Origin of the sequence: Parvularcula mediterranea (assembly GCF_013085255.1) — a bacterium.
GTDB lineage: Bacteria > Pseudomonadota > Alphaproteobacteria > Caulobacterales > Parvularculaceae > Parvularcula > Parvularcula mediterranea.
In genome coordinates, this window is sequence record NZ_JABFCX010000003.1 from 741,668 (window position 1) to 757,456 (window position 15,789).

Annotated in this window: 17 protein-coding genes; 3 read left to right on the plus strand and 14 right to left on the minus strand. The window is 63.4% G+C overall.

Features of this window, described 5'->3' with window-relative positions; genetic code table 11:
* Nucleotides 1–69 precede the first annotated feature (69 nt).
* Both HK107_RS12365 and HK107_RS12370 read left to right on the plus strand, forming a co-directional pair.
* Nucleotides 70–858: a prepilin peptidase gene (locus HK107_RS12365; RefSeq protein WP_173200228.1), complete on the plus strand. Its 789-nt coding sequence runs from the start codon at nucleotides 70–72 to the stop codon at nucleotides 856–858.
* Nucleotides 859–899: 41 nt separating this feature from the next.
* Complete coding sequence (locus HK107_RS12370; RefSeq protein ID WP_173200230.1) at nucleotides 900–1,610, plus strand: dienelactone hydrolase family protein; 711 nt, start codon at nucleotides 900–902, stop codon at nucleotides 1,608–1,610.
* A gap of 15 nt (nucleotides 1,611–1,625) precedes the next feature.
* Here the strand turns inward: HK107_RS12370 and ntrX are convergent, their stop codons facing one another.
* From ntrX to recO, 4 genes are all read right to left on the minus strand, one after another.
* Nucleotides 1,626–3,020, minus strand: coding sequence for a nitrogen assimilation response regulator NtrX (ntrX, locus tag HK107_RS12375; protein WP_173200232.1), 1,395 nt, complete (start codon nucleotides 3,018–3,020; stop codon nucleotides 1,626–1,628).
* Nucleotides 3,010–5,304, minus strand: a complete 2,295-nt coding sequence (locus tag HK107_RS12380; protein WP_173200234.1) for a sensor histidine kinase — start codon at nucleotides 5,302–5,304, stop codon at nucleotides 3,010–3,012. Before HK107_RS12380 ends, ntrX begins: the two co-directional genes overlap by 11 nt.
* A gap of 80 nt (nucleotides 5,305–5,384) precedes the next feature.
* Nucleotides 5,385–6,413, minus strand: coding sequence for a tRNA dihydrouridine synthase DusB (gene dusB / locus HK107_RS12385; protein ID WP_173200236.1), 1,029 nt, complete (start codon nucleotides 6,411–6,413; stop codon nucleotides 5,385–5,387).
* 76 nt (nucleotides 6,414–6,489) lie between these two features.
* Nucleotides 6,490–7,212 carry a DNA repair protein RecO gene (gene recO, locus HK107_RS12390; RefSeq protein WP_173200238.1) on the minus strand — a complete coding sequence of 241 codons (723 nt, stop codon included), beginning with the start codon at nucleotides 7,210–7,212 and terminating at the stop codon, nucleotides 6,490–6,492.
* A 47-nt stretch (nucleotides 7,213–7,259) separates the two neighbouring features.
* Here recO and HK107_RS12395 point away from each other — a divergent pair, with 47 nt between their 5' ends.
* Nucleotides 7,260–7,985 carry a hypothetical protein gene (locus HK107_RS12395; RefSeq protein ID WP_173200240.1) on the plus strand — a complete coding sequence of 242 codons (726 nt, stop codon included), beginning with the start codon at nucleotides 7,260–7,262 and terminating at the stop codon, nucleotides 7,983–7,985.
* A gap of 6 nt (nucleotides 7,986–7,991) precedes the next feature.
* Here HK107_RS12395 and era read toward each other — a convergent pair whose 3' ends face one another.
* The 10 genes from era to rpoZ all read right to left on the minus strand — a co-directional run bounded on the left by era (nucleotide 7,992) and on the right by rpoZ (nucleotide 15,706).
* Nucleotides 7,992–8,930 carry a GTPase Era gene (gene era, locus HK107_RS12400; RefSeq protein ID WP_173200242.1) on the minus strand — a complete coding sequence of 313 codons (939 nt, stop codon included), beginning with the start codon at nucleotides 8,928–8,930 and terminating at the stop codon, nucleotides 7,992–7,994.
* Nucleotides 8,931–9,016: 86 nt separating this feature from the next.
* Nucleotides 9,017–9,712, minus strand: coding sequence for a ribonuclease III (gene rnc / locus HK107_RS12405; protein ID WP_173200244.1), 696 nt, complete (start codon nucleotides 9,710–9,712; stop codon nucleotides 9,017–9,019).
* Entirely contained in the window at nucleotides 9,712–10,479 is a 768-nt protein-coding gene (lepB, locus tag HK107_RS12410; protein ID WP_173200246.1) for a signal peptidase I, read from the minus strand. Before lepB ends, rnc begins: the two co-directional genes overlap by 1 nt.
* Entirely contained in the window at nucleotides 10,476–10,898 is a 423-nt protein-coding gene (gene acpS, locus HK107_RS12415; protein ID WP_173200248.1) for a holo-ACP synthase, read from the minus strand. Before acpS ends, lepB begins: the two co-directional genes overlap by 4 nt.
* Nucleotides 10,895–11,362 carry a DMT family transporter gene (locus HK107_RS12420; RefSeq protein WP_173200250.1) on the minus strand — a complete coding sequence of 156 codons (468 nt, stop codon included), beginning with the start codon at nucleotides 11,360–11,362 and terminating at the stop codon, nucleotides 10,895–10,897. The genes acpS and HK107_RS12420 overlap by 4 nt, the downstream gene beginning before the upstream one ends.
* Complete coding sequence (locus HK107_RS12425; protein ID WP_173200252.1) at nucleotides 11,359–12,192, minus strand: pyridoxine 5'-phosphate synthase; 834 nt, start codon at nucleotides 12,190–12,192, stop codon at nucleotides 11,359–11,361. Before HK107_RS12425 ends, HK107_RS12420 begins: the two co-directional genes overlap by 4 nt.
* A complete protein-coding gene (gene pyrE / locus HK107_RS12430; RefSeq protein ID WP_173200254.1) occupies nucleotides 12,192–12,773 on the minus strand; it encodes an orotate phosphoribosyltransferase in 582 nt (193 codons plus the stop codon). The genes HK107_RS12425 and pyrE overlap by 1 nt, the downstream gene beginning before the upstream one ends.
* The gene (locus HK107_RS12435; protein WP_173200256.1) at nucleotides 12,770–15,145 is read right to left on the minus strand and encodes a RelA/SpoT family protein; all 2,376 of its coding nucleotides are present in this window, start codon (nucleotides 15,143–15,145) and stop codon (nucleotides 12,770–12,772) included. The genes pyrE and HK107_RS12435 overlap by 4 nt, the downstream gene beginning before the upstream one ends.
* On the minus strand, nucleotides 15,108–15,344 hold the full coding sequence (locus HK107_RS12440) for a hypothetical protein (RefSeq protein WP_173200258.1): 237 nt from the start codon (nucleotides 15,342–15,344) through the stop codon (nucleotides 15,108–15,110). Before HK107_RS12440 ends, HK107_RS12435 begins: the two co-directional genes overlap by 38 nt.
* Entirely contained in the window at nucleotides 15,341–15,706 is a 366-nt protein-coding gene (gene rpoZ / locus HK107_RS12445) for a DNA-directed RNA polymerase subunit omega (RefSeq protein WP_173200260.1), read from the minus strand. Before rpoZ ends, HK107_RS12440 begins: the two co-directional genes overlap by 4 nt.
* Nucleotides 15,707–15,789 lie beyond the last annotated feature (83 nt).

The following is a 15,789-nucleotide window of genomic DNA, read 5'->3' on the forward strand; positions in this document are numbered from 1 at the left end:
CCACGTCACATCATGCGCTGCAGGATCGGCCGGTTGATTCGCCTACGGAGTTCGAGGAAAGCCCCACGGATGAACATCGCTGCAACTCTCCTAGGCGCTTGTTTTGGCGCTCTCCTCGGAAGCTTCGCGAACGTCGTGGCGAGCCGCGGGCCGCGTCGATGGGGCCTTGTTGCGGCGCAGGGGCTACCCGATGACTTCCTCACCGGACGGTCCCGTTGCGAGGGGTGCGGAGCATCCATCAAGCCCCTCCTCCTCGTCCCCATCGTGAGCTTTTTCTACCTGGGCGGGCGCGCCGAATGCTGCGGCAACCGGATTGGGTACCGCCATGTGCTCACCGAATCGCTTGGCGCTGCAGCCGGCGCCTGGGTAGCTTGGCGGTACGGAGCGACACCCGAGGCACTTTTCGCCGGTGTCCTTCTCTTCTTTCTCCTCACGCTCGCTGTCATCGATTCCGAAACAGGATTCTTGCCGGACGCCCTGACCTTGCCGTTGATCATTATCGGCCTTGGCGTGAGCGCTCTCGGGTACGGACCGCCCCTCCTCCACGCCGTCCTCGGCGCTGTCATCGGCGGGGGAGCTCTCTGGCTCCTCGCCTTTGGCTTCAGAAAGCTTCGCGGCAAGGAGGGCCTTGGCGGAGGTGACGTGAAGCTCGTCGCAGCAGGCGGCGCATGGTGCGGAGCGTCGGCCCTCCCCTTTATCCTTCTAGCAGCCAGCCTCGCAGGGCTCCTCTTCGTTCTCGCCACACGGTTCAGGAACGAAGGGTCCGATGTGATGAAGGGCGAGCTTCACTTCGGCCCATACCTCTGCGCCGCCACCGCAGCCGTCTACCTGATCGGCCCGCCGCTCACCCTTGCCTGAGAGGCGGAGGCGCATAGCTCCTGAGCCAAAGGGAGATCGCCATGACCATTTCGCGCCTCATCGAATTCGACGCCGACGGACAGACCTTTGAAGGCAAGCTCGTGCTTCCTGACGGCGCGCCCAAGGGCACGGTTCTCATCTGCCACGCATGGGCTGGCCGCGCCGCCCACGAAGAAGCCTACGCCGAAACCCTCGCCTCCCACGGCTACGCGGCCATGGCTGGCGACGTCTACGGCAAGGGCGTCCGTGGCGGCTCCAACGAAGAGAACGAAAAGCTGATGACGCCGCTGGTTCAGGACCGGGACAAGCTCCAGACCCGCCTGCGTGCCAACCTCGACGCCCTCGCGGCCCAGCCGGAGACCGATGCCGGGAAGATCGCAGCGGCAGGCTTCTGCTTCGGCGGCCTGTCGGTCCTCGACATGGCGCGGACGAACGCGCCGCTCTTAGGCGTTGGTGCCTTCCACGCGATCCTTGGCAAGCCGGACAAGCCCGGCGAAGGCGCGATCAAGCCGAAGGTCATCGCCTTCCAAGGCTTCGCCGATCCGATGGCGGGGCCTGACGATCTCAAGTCATTTGGTCAGGAGATGACAGAGCGCGAGGCCGACTGGCAGCTCTACACCTTCGGCAATGTCACCCATGCCTTCACCAACGAGGCGGCGAACCAGCCGGAGAACGGACTTCAGTTCAACCGCTTCGCGCGCGACAGGTCCTATCACCTGTTCGGCCACTTCCTCGAAGACGCATTCCAATAATCAGGAGGCGGATTTCTACTCCGACGTTTTAGGCTTGATGTCCTTGGCCCCGATGCCGAGGGCCTTCAGCTTCCGGTGAAGGGCTGAGCGCTCCATGCCGACAAACCCTGCCGTCTTCGAAATATTGCCGCCAAACCGACCGATCTGAGCGAGGAGATATTCCCGCTCGAACCGCTCCCGCGCCTCACGCAAGGGCAGCGCGATGATCTGCTCCATCTCAGGGCCAGCAGGCAGCGCAGGGCCCGCGCCGATGATCTCATCGGGGAGGTGCTCAATCGCGATCTCACGCCCCTCACCGCGGCCAACCATGATGATCGTCCGCTCAAGGACATTCCGCAGCTGCCGCACATTGCCGGGCCAGTTGTAAGCCTGAAGCGCAGCCATCGCCTCCTGGCTCAAGAACGGCGTCCGCTCCCGTGAGCCGCCTGAAAGCTGGTCGAGGAAGTACTCCGCCAACGCAGGAATATCCTCACGCCGCGAGCCGAGCGATGGTGTCTTGAGCCCAACGACCGATAGCCTGTGGAAGAGGTCCTTCCTGAACGACCCCTCTTCCGACGCCTCCAGCAGGTCTTCCGACGAGGTCGAGATGATCCGCACATCGACATTCACCGGCACCGAGCCGCCGAGCCTCTTGAAGGACTGATCGATCAGAACCCGGAGGATCTTGCTCTGGGTCTCGATCGGCATGTCGCCGACTTCCTGGAACAGGAGCGTGCCGCCATGAGCCTGCTCGAGGAGGCCGATGTTGCGCGGCCGTCCGTCATCGCCTTCGATCCCGAAGAGCGACTCCTCCATCTGGTCTGGCTCAATCGCAGCAGCAGAGACCACCACGAACGGCCTGTCCGCACGGTCCGAGCGCGCATGGATCGTCCTCGCCACTAGCTCACGGCCAGAACCCACCGGCCCTTCGATCAGCACACGGCTCTTCGACTGGGCAATCCTCTCGATGGAACTTCTGAGCTGGGCCATCACCGGGCTCTTGCCGATTAGGGTCAGGTCACGCGATTTCTCACGCAGGGCACGATTCTCACGCTGGAGATGCGCCCGTTCCAGCGCGCGCCGCGCGGTCAGGACCAGCCGGTCCGCCGACAGAGGCTTCTCGAGGAAATCGTACGCGCCCTTCTTGATCGCCGCGATCGCCGTCTCGACGGTGCCGTGACCGGAGATAATGACAATCGGCAGGCCGGGGTGGAGCGAGCGCAACTCATCGAGCACACCGAGCCCATCAAGGCGTGAACCCTGGAGCCAGATGTCGAGGATCACCAACGCCGGCGGCCTTTGGGCCACGAGTTCGAACGCATCGTCGCTGTTCGCAGCCGTATGGGGCACGAACCCTTCGTCTTCGAAGATCCCCGCGATCAGGTCGCGGATATCCGGCTCGTCATCAACGATCAGGACATCAATGGCCATGAAGTGCGGGTTCCTCCTTCGGCGTCAGATCCTGCGCCGATGCTCTTTCGCGTCCGTCGCCCCTCTTAGGCAAGGCCGGAAGGAAAAGCGATGCAACCGCACCGCCTTCTGCACGGTCGCGAATCTCGAAGCTGCCGTCATGGTCCTCGATGGCCTTGCGCACGATAGCAAGCCCAAGGCCCGTCCCTTTCTCGCGCGTCGTCATATAGGGCTCGGTCAAGCGGTGCCGCAGCTTCTCTGGCAGGCCCTTGCCGTTGTCCCTGACCTCGATGCGCGCGCCAGCCCGCTCGTGGATGACTTCCACCTCGACCTTCCCCGGCTTCTCGCCGTCCGCCTCGCTGATGGCTTCGGAGGCATTCTTGATGAGGTTGGTCAGCGCCTGGAGGATCAGGCGACCATCGCAGAGCACTTCGACATGTTCTGAAGGCATCTCCGCGACATAGGTGATCTGCGGGAACGCCACGCCGAAGGGGAACATGGCCTCGCGCGCGATCTCGCGCAGGTCGTTCCTCGCCATGATCGGCTCAGGCATCCGGGCGAAGCTTGAGAACTCCGTCACCATGCGGCCAATGTCGCCGACATTCTTGATGATTGTCGATGTACACTGATCGAAAATCTCACGATCTCGCCCGTCGAGACTTTCGGCATACCGCCGCCTGAGGCGCTCGGCCGAGAGCTGGATCGGCGTCAGCGGGTTCTTGATCTCGTGAGCAATCCTGCGCGCCACGTCTGCCCAGGCCGCCGTCCTCTGGGCGGTGACGAGCTCGGTGATGTCTTCGATGGTGATCACGAAGCCTGCGGTTCCTTCGCCATGATCGGTCTCAGGCGAAACCTCGACGATCAGGGAGCGGACGTTTCCATTCTGCGTCCACTCAAGGCTCTCGCGCCCGCCCCGCCCGGTGACCCTTGCAAAGTCGAAGATGCGGCCGATGGCGGGAACGACATCAGCTATGCTCTTGCCGTGAAGCGCATGTTCCTCCGAACCAAGAATAGCCTCAGCAGAGGCGTTCGCCAGGCCGATGGTGCCGTCGTGGTCGACGCTGATCACTCCTGCAGGGATGACGCCCAGCATTGTCTCGATGAACCGGCGCCGGTCTTCTGCTTCCTCACCCGCAGCGATCAGGTCCTCGCGCTGGTGCGCCAGCCGCTCGGTCATTTCGTTGAAGGCATGGCCGAGATCGCCAAGCTCGCCGTCTCTCTTCCTGACCTCGACCCTGCCTTCGAAGTCGCCCGATGAGACACGCTCCGCCGCCGTCGCCAGCCTGCGAACCGGGCCGACAATGGCGTTCGCCACGAGAAGGCCAACCCAGGCGGCGCCCAGCAACAGCACCACGGAGAGAAGTATGAAGCCCGCGTTCGCGACGGAGATCAGGTCCGTAATCCGAGTACGGAGCTCACGGCTCTCGTCACGGAAGGCTCGCACCGCGACCAGCTCATTAGCGATCTGCGGCTGCTCCTGCCGGTAGCCGACGAGAAACCCGTCCTGCCCGCCGCGGATAGGGATGACGATGTAGTAGACTTCGAGGTTCTCAGGATCGACCGCGCCAAAGCTCACCCGCGCCACACCCTCGACGGACGAATTCCCCGAAAGGCTCGTACGCGGGGGAAGCGGCTGAGGCGGCATGGCACTCAGAGAGGTCCTGACGATCACTCTGTCATCAGGGCCCACGTGTGCGAGCTCATCAAACTGATAGATCGTCGCCAGGCCGCTCAGATACTTCCGGTAGCCGATTGGCGAGGTCTCCGGCGAGATGCCCCCGAGGATCGCCCGGGAAAGCTCTCGCTCAGCCAGCAGGATCGAGAAGCCCATCTGGCGCGAGACACCATCTGCATACGCGTTGGCGAGGTTCCTCGCGACCGTGGTCGAACTCTCGATGCGGTCCACGAAGAAGTCATCCGCAAGCGAACCAATCAGCGCGCCCGTCAATGTAAAGGCCACGGCAGCGGGGATCAGCGCCACCGAAGAGAGGAGCGCCGCGAGCCGGCGGTACATCTTCGCACCTGAAAGCCGCTGCCGCTGGGTCCGATAGAGGTCCCACAGCCTGTCGAGCACCAAGACCGCAAGGACGAACGCCGTCCCTGCCATCAGCCCAAAGACCACCGGTAGCGGGAGAGGCAGCGGCGCCACGTCCTCGAGGGGCACCTGCTCCGACACGGCAAAGCCGATCAGCGAAGCCCCGGCGAACAGGATGATAGCGATGAAGAAGGTCCAAATGAATCGGGCGGGCGACGGCTGCCCCTCCGTCGTCCCGCCCTTCAGGTCATCTGCGCGCTGGCCTTGCACCTGCCGTTTCCCTGTAACGTCATCACTCGCACTTTCGTGAGTCGAGATCAAGCGTTCATGCGGTTCCCCGGCTCCTCCGCTCACGCTGCCAGCCTCGCCCGCTCGATGCCGAAGAGGCCTGCGAGCCGGGCTGCGACCTTTGCAGGATCCCGCTCCTGGCAGAGCTCCGATTTCGCCTGAGTTTTCAACTCCTGCGGGAATTCATTGGTGGAATCCACCAAAGCGGCGAGGTGCTTCCGCGCCATCCGCACGCCCAGGTCGAGCCCGCGTTCTGGAGACTGCGCGTGCCCCTCGCGATAATGGTTAACAGTTTTTTCATAATGGCGAAGCGCCATCTCGCCTCGCTCCTCGAAGGGAGGAGGCACGATTTCCCCGCCATTTCGCAGAGCACCGTCCATCGCGGCAGGCAGCCACGGACGCCCGACAGCGGCCCTCCCGACCATGACACCATCCGCGCCCGATGCCTCAAGCGCGGCCCGCGCATCCGCAGCTGTCTCGATGTCGCCATTGACGATCAGGGGAAGCGACGTCGCTTCCTTCACCATGCGGACAGCATCCCAGTTGGCCGTGCCCTTGTAGAAGTCGCAGCGCGTCCGGCCGTGGACGGTCAGCATCTTCACACCGGCCGCCTCGGCGCGCTGGGCGAGGTCATCGGCGTTCAGGCTTTGCCAGTCCCAGCCGAGGCGCATCTTCAGGGTCACAGGCACCGAGACTGCACCAACCGTCGCCTTGATCAGGCTCTCGGCATGGTCGAGGTCGCGCATCAGGGCGGAGCCTGACAGCAGCCCCGTCACCTTACGCGCAGGGCAGCCCATATTGATGTCGATGATTTCCGCACCAAGGCCCTCGGCGATCCTGGCGCCCTCGGCCATCCATTTGGCTTCGCGCCCGGCGAGTTGAAGCACCCGCAGGGGCTCGCCATCATCCATTGCCGCGCGAAGAACCACGTCAGGCCGAGCCCGCGAGAGCTCCTCCGACGCGACCATTTCGGAGACCACATACTTGCAGCCAGCCGCCTGCGCTTCCTGCCGGTAGGGCAGGTCCGAGATGCCGGACATGGGCGCGAGCAGTACCCGCGTGTCGATCTGATGTGGGCCGATGGTCAGCATGAAGCGGTGCGCTTAGCGGAAAACGGCGCGCGGTGCACCTTATGGTCAGGCCAGAGTTACCGTGATCGCGGCGGCGCTAAAGCCGCCCTGCCAACCGCTCCCGAGCCTCGGGCAGCTCCCTCCCGATCGGCAGCAGGAGGCGCTCGCGCAGGAAGTGTGCGGTCAGCTTGAGCGCCGCCTTCACGTCCCCTTCGGTCGGCTCTCCCATCCCGATCAGGAACGGCGGCAGCGGGAACATCTTGTCCTTATACGGCAGACCTGCCTGATAGCTGACAGCCCCGCCTGATTTCGGGCTCACGAAGCAGAGCTCCGCCCCATCCTCGAGAAGCGTCCCTGTCGCCACGCACCGGTCGAGCGCCAGCCCGTGACCAAGCGCACGGAGGAGGCCCACTTCCCACTTCGCGAGAACCAGCGGCCAGATCATCCGCTCACCGAAGTTATCGAACAGCACTTCGGTCGCCTCGAAGAGACCGGGCACACCCTCCCCCTCCGGCAGGACATGGAGGAGAAGCTCAGCCGTCGCGGTCATCGCAGCGAGGGCCTGCCGATCCGCAAACGCATGGGCAGCGCGCGGCTCAATCAGATCGACTTCGAAGTTTCCAAGACTATCCGCAGTCTTCCCGCGCCAGCGTAGCTCAACCCCGTTCCCGGTCTGAAGAAGCGGGAGCTTGCCCTTGCCCTGCCCGCCATAGACCAGGGCCGACACCTTCCCTCGCTCTCGAGCAAAGGCTGTCAGCATACTGTGGTTTTCGCCCTGGGGACGGCTGGTCAGGATGATCGCGTCGTCTCGCCACTCCATAAGGCCGCCTCCCTTGCGCACTGTTCTATGAGCGATACATTCGCGGCATGGATCAGCGCAACCCGCATGGCCAATCGCTTGGCTCCGACGAACTGGTCGAAGACCTTTTCGGCCTCAATGTTCGTGGGCTCAGGACGCTCCGCGACATGGTCATCCGGCCCGCGCGGGTCTTCGAAGCCGCGCGGCGTGCTGACTGGCGGGGAGAGTATACCCCGTCCGTCCGTCTGGTATTCTCGATCCTCACGCTTCTCGGGTTTTTGAGCTTCTTCTGGGCAGGAGAAGACACCGCGTTCTTCGAAGGCTTCTCGAAAGGCTTCGCCGACGGTCAGGACATGGAAGAATTCGACGGGATGGAAACCGAGGTCGCTCAGGAGATCATCGGCGTCTACTCCGCCACGCTCCCCTTCCTCTACCTGATCGCCCACGGCTTCATCTCTCAGGTGGTCCGGGTGTGGGGTGCGGGAACGGACAGGGTCACGCGCCTTCGCCTGCACATGGCATCGATCGTGCCGAGCATGGCGCTGACGCTCATCGCCACGATGCTGATGCCCTTGATGGAGAAGCAAATGGCGCTGATTGGAGTATTGCTCCTGGTCGGCACCGTACTCGTTGATTTCGCGACGAGCTACCGAGGCGGCGTGGTTGCGGAGACTCAACGTGGGCGTCTCGTCAAAGCAAGTGTCTTCGCGCTCGGCGCTGCGACGGGGTCAATCATCGCGAGCGCACTCTCGCTGATCACCGTGGTCGTCAGCCTTCTGACGTTCATCAGGTAGAGGGTCTCAGACCTCGAGGCCCATATTCCGTAGGCGTTCCTTGTCCTCGGCCCAGCCCTCGCGAACCTTGACGTAGAGGAAGAGGTGCACGGTCTCGCCGAAGATCTCCTGCATCTCCTCGCGCGCGCCTTTGCCGACGGCAGCGATCGACCGGCCTTTGTGCCCAAGGACCAGCTTCTTCTGGCTGTCCCGGTCGACATAGATCGTTTGCTCAAGCCGCAGCTCACCGCGCTTGGTCCGCTCCCAGCGGTCAGTCTCCACAGTGAGGCTATAAGGCAGCTCTTCATGGAGGCGCAGGAACAGCTTCTCCCGGGTGACCTCAGCGGCCATCATCCGGTCGTTGATGTCCGAGAGCTGGTCGTCAGGGTAGAGGTAGGGACCCTCCGGCATTTGCTCCGCGATCCATTCCTTGAGGTCATCCGTACCCCGCTTTTTCTTCGCGGAGATCATGAAGGTGTCGGTGAAGACGCCTTCTTCGTTGAACGCCTCGGCTAGCCTCAAAAGCTGCTGGCGCGGCATCCGGTCAATCTTGTTCAGGACAAGGACTGCTTTGGCCTTATTGGCCTTGAGCGTCTCAACGATCCGGTCAGTATCCTCCGCGGACTTCAACGCCGCAGGCGACGCCTCATCGTTCATGGTGGAGAGATAGGCCGGCGCATCGACCATCAGGAGGAGAAGGTCAGAACCGTCGATTGCGTCCCAGGCCGCGGTCACCATCGCCTTGTCGAGGTTGCGCTTCGCTTTGAAGATACCGGGGGTGTCCACATAAACGATCTGTGTACCCTCATTCATCGCCACGCCGCGAATCCGCGCGCGGGTGGTCTGCACCTTGTGGGTAACGATCGAAACCTTGGCGCCCACCATCAGGTTCACGAATGTGGATTTGCCTGCGTTCGGAGCACCGAGAACGGCGACCACCCCGCAGCGCTCATCACGCTCTGTCATAGAATCCTCGCGCCTCATCCGTGCGCCTTGCCCAGTTCGCAAACTAGCGAAGCGTCACGAAACTGCCACAGGATTTTTGTGACAATTCACGCCTGGTCCCAGACGCCTTCGCGCTTGAGGACGGTGAGTGCTGCATCGGCGTGGGCATCGCGCTTGGAAGAGCCCGTGCCCTGCTCCGGCTTCAGCTTTCCGGCGCGCACCTCGACGGTGAACTTCGGCGCGTGGTCAGGACCTGACCGGGCGATGTCGACATAGCTCGGCGTGCCGTGGCCTTCGGCCTGCGCCCATTCCTGAAGCGTCGTCTTGGGGTCCCGGTGCTGGTCGGCGATGCCGTCGAAGCGCTCGCCCCAGAAGCGGTCCCAGGCGACCCGTGCCGCCTCGAGCCCGCCGTCGATGTAGAGCGCACCGAGGAGCGCCTCCATCGCATCGCCAAGGATCGCATCGCGGTCCCGGCCGCCATTGTTCTCCTCGCCAGCAGAGAGCGTCAGCGCGTCGCCAAGGTTGAAGAACCGCGCTGCCTCCGCGCAGGTTTCCTTGCGCACCAGCTGGTTGAGCCGCGGCGCGAGATCGCCCTCGGCCATGTCAGGATAGCGGCGCCAGAGTGCCTCTGCCGTCAGGAGACCGAGCACCCGGTCGCCCAGAAACTCAAGCCGCTCAAGGTCTTTCACATTGTCGCCGGAGACCGACGAATGGGTCATCGCGCGTTTGAGGAGCTCACGGCGCTCAAACGTATGGCCTGTCGCCTTTTCGACATCCTCCAGCAAAACCCGCGCTTTGCCCATTACTCGACCTTGTCGCCGATGCGGCCGTACCGGATCGCGAAGGGCCAGCGCCAGACTTCCCAGAACTTCGCCTTGTCGCCATCGACCGAGAACGCCACGCGGCGCGCGCGTCCGACAAGCTGATCGTGGGGCACAAAGTTGACCATCGGCGTCCGGCTGTCCGCCGAGCGGTCGCGGTTGTCGCCCATGGCGAAGTAGAAGCCCTCGGGCACGCGCTTCGGCGCCGTGTTGTCCCAGTCGCCGCTGTCGCCGTCGCACTCCTGCACCGTGTAGGTCGGTCCATCAGGCAGCGTCTCGCGGTAGCGGCGCGCCGAAGGGTTGTAGCCCTCGCAGGTGGTCTCGGGATCAGGGATGAGCTCACGCTCCACGGCCTTGCCGTTCACGTAGAGGACGCCGCCGATCACCTGGATCGTGTCGCCAGGCACGCCGATGATGCGCTTGACGTAGTCCTTGTTGCGGTCGCGGGCGTTCTTGAAGACCGCCACCTCGCCGCGATCAGGCATGTCGGAGAAGGCGCGCCCTTCGAGCGGCATCCGGGTCAGCGGGTAGATGAGCGACGCCTTCGAATAGCCGTAGTCGATCTTGTCCACGAGGATGAAGTCCCCCGTCATCAGGGTCGGCTCCATCGAGGCAGAGGGGATGTTGAAGGGCTGGATGAAGAAGAACCGCACGAACAGCGTCACCGCCACCGCGATCACCACCGTCTTCGAGACGTCCCACGCCTCGGCGGCCATCTCCTTCAGCGAGCTCTGTTCACCGTCACTCATAACGCATCCGTTCTGTCACTGCCCTTGGGAACCGCGTAGAGGATGACAAACGCCTGGGCCAGCGGGAAGTCGTCCGTGATGGTCAGGTGGATCTGAATATCATGTCCCGGCGGTGTCAGGACATCGAGGCGGGCCTTGGCACCATTGGTGAGCTTCATGGTCGGCGCGCCGGTGGGCAGGTTCACCACCCCCATGTCGCGCCAGTAGACCCCCTGGCTCAGCCCTGTGCCGAGCGCCTTGGACGTCGCTTCCTTGGCCGCGAAGCGCTTGGCGTAGGAGGCAGCGCGCATACGGCGCTTGTCTGATTTCTTCCGCTCGATCTCCGTGAAGACCCGGTGGGTGAAACGCTCGCCATGCCGCTCAAGGGTTTTCTCCACCCGGCGGATATCGATGAGGTCTGATCCAATGCCGATGATCATGTGCCCTGCTGCCCTCCCTTTTGGACCAGCCAGACCCCGAGGCCGAGGAGCACGGCTCCACCGATCCGGGTCAGGTTGATCTGGCGCACCTCGGTTCCGAGGGCGCCGAAATGATCAATTAGGATAGCCGCAACGAGTTGCCCGGCAATGATCGCCCCGAGCCAGGTCGTCACCCCGATCTTCGGCACGAAGAACGCAGCGCCCGTCACCACCGAAGCCCCCGCCAGCCCCCCGAGCAAAGCCCACCAGGGCGCACTCTGGAAATCCGAGATGCTAGGAATAGGCTTGTTCAGGACGCCATAGATCAGGAGCAGCGTCAGCAGGCCAACCGAAAAGCTCCACGTAGCAGCGGGCAGCGCTCCGCCGATCTGGTCGGCAAGCTTGGCATTCATCGCCCCTTGCGCTGCGAGCGCACAACCAACGATGAGGCCGATGATCAGCCCCGCTGACGCGCCGAGGTTCAAAGGAGCGCCCCGGTCCTTGCGTCGGAGATCAGCTTCTTCATCTCCTTGATCGCGCCGTCGAGGCCCATGAAGACCGCTTCGCCAATCAAGAAGTGTCCGATGTTCAGCTCACGGATCTCCGGCAGGGCGGCGATGTTCTGGACGTTCCAGAAGGTCAGGCCATGCCCCGCATGGACCTCGATCCCCAGCTCATGGGCGAGCGTCGCGCCGCGGCGAAGGGCATCAAAGCTCTCCTGAAGCTTCGCCTTGTTCGTCTCAAGCGCGGCTTCGGCATAGGTCCCTGTATGAAGCTCGATCACCGGCGCGCCGAGGTCGGCTGCGGTGCGGATCTGGTCTTCTTCGGGGTCGATGAACAGCGACACACGCGAGCCTGCATCCTTCAGCCGCTCAATAGCAGGCTCGAGGTAAGCGCGGCTCGCCACGAGATCGAGGCCGCCTTCGGTCGTCCGCTCCATCCGCCGCTCTGGCACGAGGCAGCAGGCATGGGGTCGTGTACGGACGGCAATCTCCACCATCTCGGGCGTCGCAGCCATTTCGAAATTGAGGGGTACGCTGAGCTCATCCTTGAGGCGCTGCATATCCTCGTCGCGGATATGCCGCCGATCCTCGCGCAGGTGCGCCGTGATGCCATCAGCACCGCAAGCCTCGGCCAGCTTCGCCGCGCGCACAGGATCAGGGTGCGGTCCGCCACGAGCGTTCCTGATCGTCGCCACATGGTCGATATTGACGCCCAGCCGGCAAGGTGGCGCATCGGCGGCGGGGTTGCCGTCCTTCAAGGCCTCAGCACGCGGAATGACATCCTTGGCCCAGGGGTTGCCGCCCTCTCCCATCAAGCGAGCCCCCGGCTTCCGGGCTTCACCGCAGGCGTGCCCGCGAGATGCTCCGGCAGATCTTCGGGGTCGTAGGTCGGGATCGAAAGCTCCGCCAGCGGAAGAAGCGGCACGCCGAGATCCGCCTTGCCGCCCGAACGGTCGATGAGGCAGGCCACGGCCAAGGGCTCACCGCCCGCCTTCTTCACTGCCTCGACGCACTCCCGTGCAGAAAGACCCGTAGAGACGATGTCCTCGACCACGATCACCTTCTGGCCCGGCTCGAGGCCAAAGCCGCGGCGGAAGGTGAATTCACCGTTCTCCCGCTCGGTATACATGAAAGGCAGGTCCATCGCCCGCGCTGTCTCATAGCCAAAAAGGATCGCACCCATCGCGGGCGCAACGACAGCGGTGGGCTTATCCTTCAGCGTGCCAATCACCTCAGCCAGCGCACGCCCCAGCCGCTCGGTCGGCTCAGGGTAGCGGCTGACCAGCGCCTTGTTGAGGTAGGTGTCAGCATGTCGGCCGGAGGACAGGATGAAATGCCCCTTCAGCAGCGCGCCGCACTCTTCAAAAATCTTCAGAACTTCGTCCGTGTTCACTTCAGACCCTCCGAGCGCTCGGCAGAGACCACGAAATCCGATCCCCTCAGCGCCGTCATCACATTGGCGAGGTGGCGGGCATCGCGCACCTCGATCTCGACACGAAGATCAGAGAACTGAACTTCGCGGTTTTCGACATTCAGATCGTGAATGTCGGCATCATACTTGGCGAGCAGCGAGCCGATATGCCCGATCGCGCCGGTCCTGTTGGTCACGGTCACCACGACTTCCACAACATAGGCAGCGTCGGGATCGTTCCGCCACGCAAGGTCCGTCCAGTCCTTCTCGTCCTGATCGGCCAGCACCTGGCAGTCGATGCGGTGCACCACCGCACGCCCGTCATCGCCTTTGACGCCAACGATCCGCTCGCCGGGCAGCGGCCTGCACGCCTCGCAGAAGGAGAGCCCCGCGCCGCGCCGCAGCCCCTCGATCGAGACCGCTCCAGGGCGCAGTTCCTTGCCCGGCTCGATGGCTTTCCGCGAGGCCTTCTGCCCTGCACGCAGGTTCGGGTAGACCTGATCGAGGACATCGGTATCGGCGACTTCGAGCCGCCCGACCGCTTCCATCAGGGGTTTCAGCCCGCGGAAGCCCATGCGCTTGGCCGCCTCGCGCACCGCGTCGGGCGAGTAGGGTACATCGTGAAGCTCAAACGCCGAGCGAATGATCCGTGTGCCGAGGGCATGCTGGTCCTTGGCAGCCAGCTCCTTGACCCGTCGCCTGAGCCGAAGCTTGGCCGAGCCCGTCGCCGCGAATGTCTCCCACCCAGGCGGGATCGGCGCATCCTTGGAGCGCAGGATCTCGACAACATCGCCGTTCTTTAGCTGATGGCGGTTCGGCCGCAGGATGCCATTGACCTTAGCGCCCGTGTAGCTGTCACCGATCTCCGTGTGCAGGGCATAGGCAAAGTCGATGGCAACCGCACCCGAGGGCAACCCGATGACCCTGCCCCGGGGCGTAAAGCAGAAGATCTGGTCACGGTAGAATTCGAGCTTCGCCGTCTGAAGAAGCTCCGCGACATTGCCGCCTGCCTCCACCGAACTCACGGTGCGGCGGAGCCATTCATAATCATTGTAGTGTTCGGACCCGGAAAGCTCGACCGAGCCGGACGAGCGCTGGCTGCGATCTTTGTATTTCCAGTGCGCCGCGATCCCGCGCTCGGCGGCTTCGTGCATGTCCTTGGAGCGGATCTGGATCTCGGCTTTCTGCGCCTTTTTGTCCTTGGACAGAAGAACAGCCGTGTGGATCGAGCGGTAATTGTTGGGCTTGGGAGTCGAGATGTAATCGTCGAACTCGCCCGGGATCATCCGGTAGTTCCGGTGAATGACGCCGAGAACGCGGTAGCAATCCTCCTCATTCGGAACAATCACACGAAACGCATAGATATCCGCCAGCTCCTCAAACAGCTGCTTCTTCCGCTGCATCTTCCGCCAGACCGAAAACGCCCGCTTCTCGCGGCTATAGATCTCCGCATCGATACCCGCTTTCTCGATCTCTGTACGGAGGGTCTGGCTGAGCGCGATGACGTCCGACACCGACTTCGAAGAGACCCTTTCGAGCCCCTTGGTGATCGCTGCATAATCGTCAGGACGCAGATAGTAGAAGGAGAGGTCTTCAAGCTCTTCGCGAAACTTCTCGATCCCGATGATCCGCGCGAGAGGCGCGTAGATCTCCATTGTCTCGAGCGCCTTGCGCCGCCGCTTCTCGGGCTTCGGCACATGGTGCAGCGTGCGCATATTGTGGAGTCGGTCCGCGAGCTTGACGAGCAGCACACGGACGTCCTTGCACGTCGCGAGGATGAACTTGGCGAAGTTCTCCGCAGCGCCGTCCACGTCGGCGGGCATCTCTTTGGTGGAGATCTTGGTCACCCCGTCGACCAGCATCGCCACTTCGTCACCGAAGAGCTTCCTGATCTCCTCCACCGAGACGTCGGTGTCCTCCACCACGTCATGGAGAAGCGCCGTGGCGATGGTGACTGGGTCGAGCTTCAGGTCGGCGAGGATCGCAGCAACCGAAACCGGGTGGGTGAAATAGGGGTCGCCCGACGCACGCATCTGGTTGCCGTGCGCCTTGTAGGCATAGACATAGGCCTTATTGAGAAGGTCCTCGTCGAGGTTTGGATCATAGGCCCGGACAAGCTCGACCAGTTCGTATTGCCTGACGATCTCTGGCGCGCGGCCTATCGGCGGCGGCGGAACATCCGTCTCAGCAGGACCCGGAACACTCGCGTCCGTTTTTCCAGCTGACTTGTCCTGAGGTGCATCCGCTTGCGGCTCGACCGCGCGAGCGTCGCTGCCACGGCGCGCTGCCGCCTTCTGCGGGCTTGCAACCTGCGCCTCATCCACGGTTTCCGGTGTCGGTTTCGTCCTTGCCATCCTGGCCACCTTTGGCCTCCCGCTCATGCTTAGCAAGAAGCATTGCCGCGAGCAGCATCAGGGCTGGGACCGCAAGGATCCAGAAGGGCAGCTCGCCTTCGAGGGAACCCCTGCCCTGAAGGACCACCACCGTCGAAAGACCAAGGGCCAGGACGATGGCGACGATCCTCAGGAGCTGCGGAGCGCCCCGTCCCGTCACTTGTTGGAGGGCGACAGCGGCGCCATGCCGCTTTGCTGGAGCGCTGCGAGCAGGTCGTCTTCGGAGACCTGGTCGTGCTCGGGCAGGTCAGCCTTCTCGGCTGCAACGCCTTCCGCCTCGTCCGGCTCATCAACGTCGAGCTGGGTCTGAAGCGAAGTGACGAGGTCTTCGGTGATCTCATCCGAGGTGATCTTGTCGGCAGCCAGCTCACGCAGCGCGATGACAGGGTTCTTGTCGCGGTCGCGATCGACTTCAGGCGCTTGACCGGAAGCGATCATGCGGGCCCGGTGGGCAGCCAGCAGGACAAGATCGAACCGGTTGTCGACTTTCTCGATGCAGTCTTCGACGGTGACGCGCGCCATAGGTTCTCCGGCAGGAATAAGAGGAAGTGGCCGCCCCTACCCCCGGAACCGGCCAAATGCAAGCGGCGCGACCGTTTCACAAA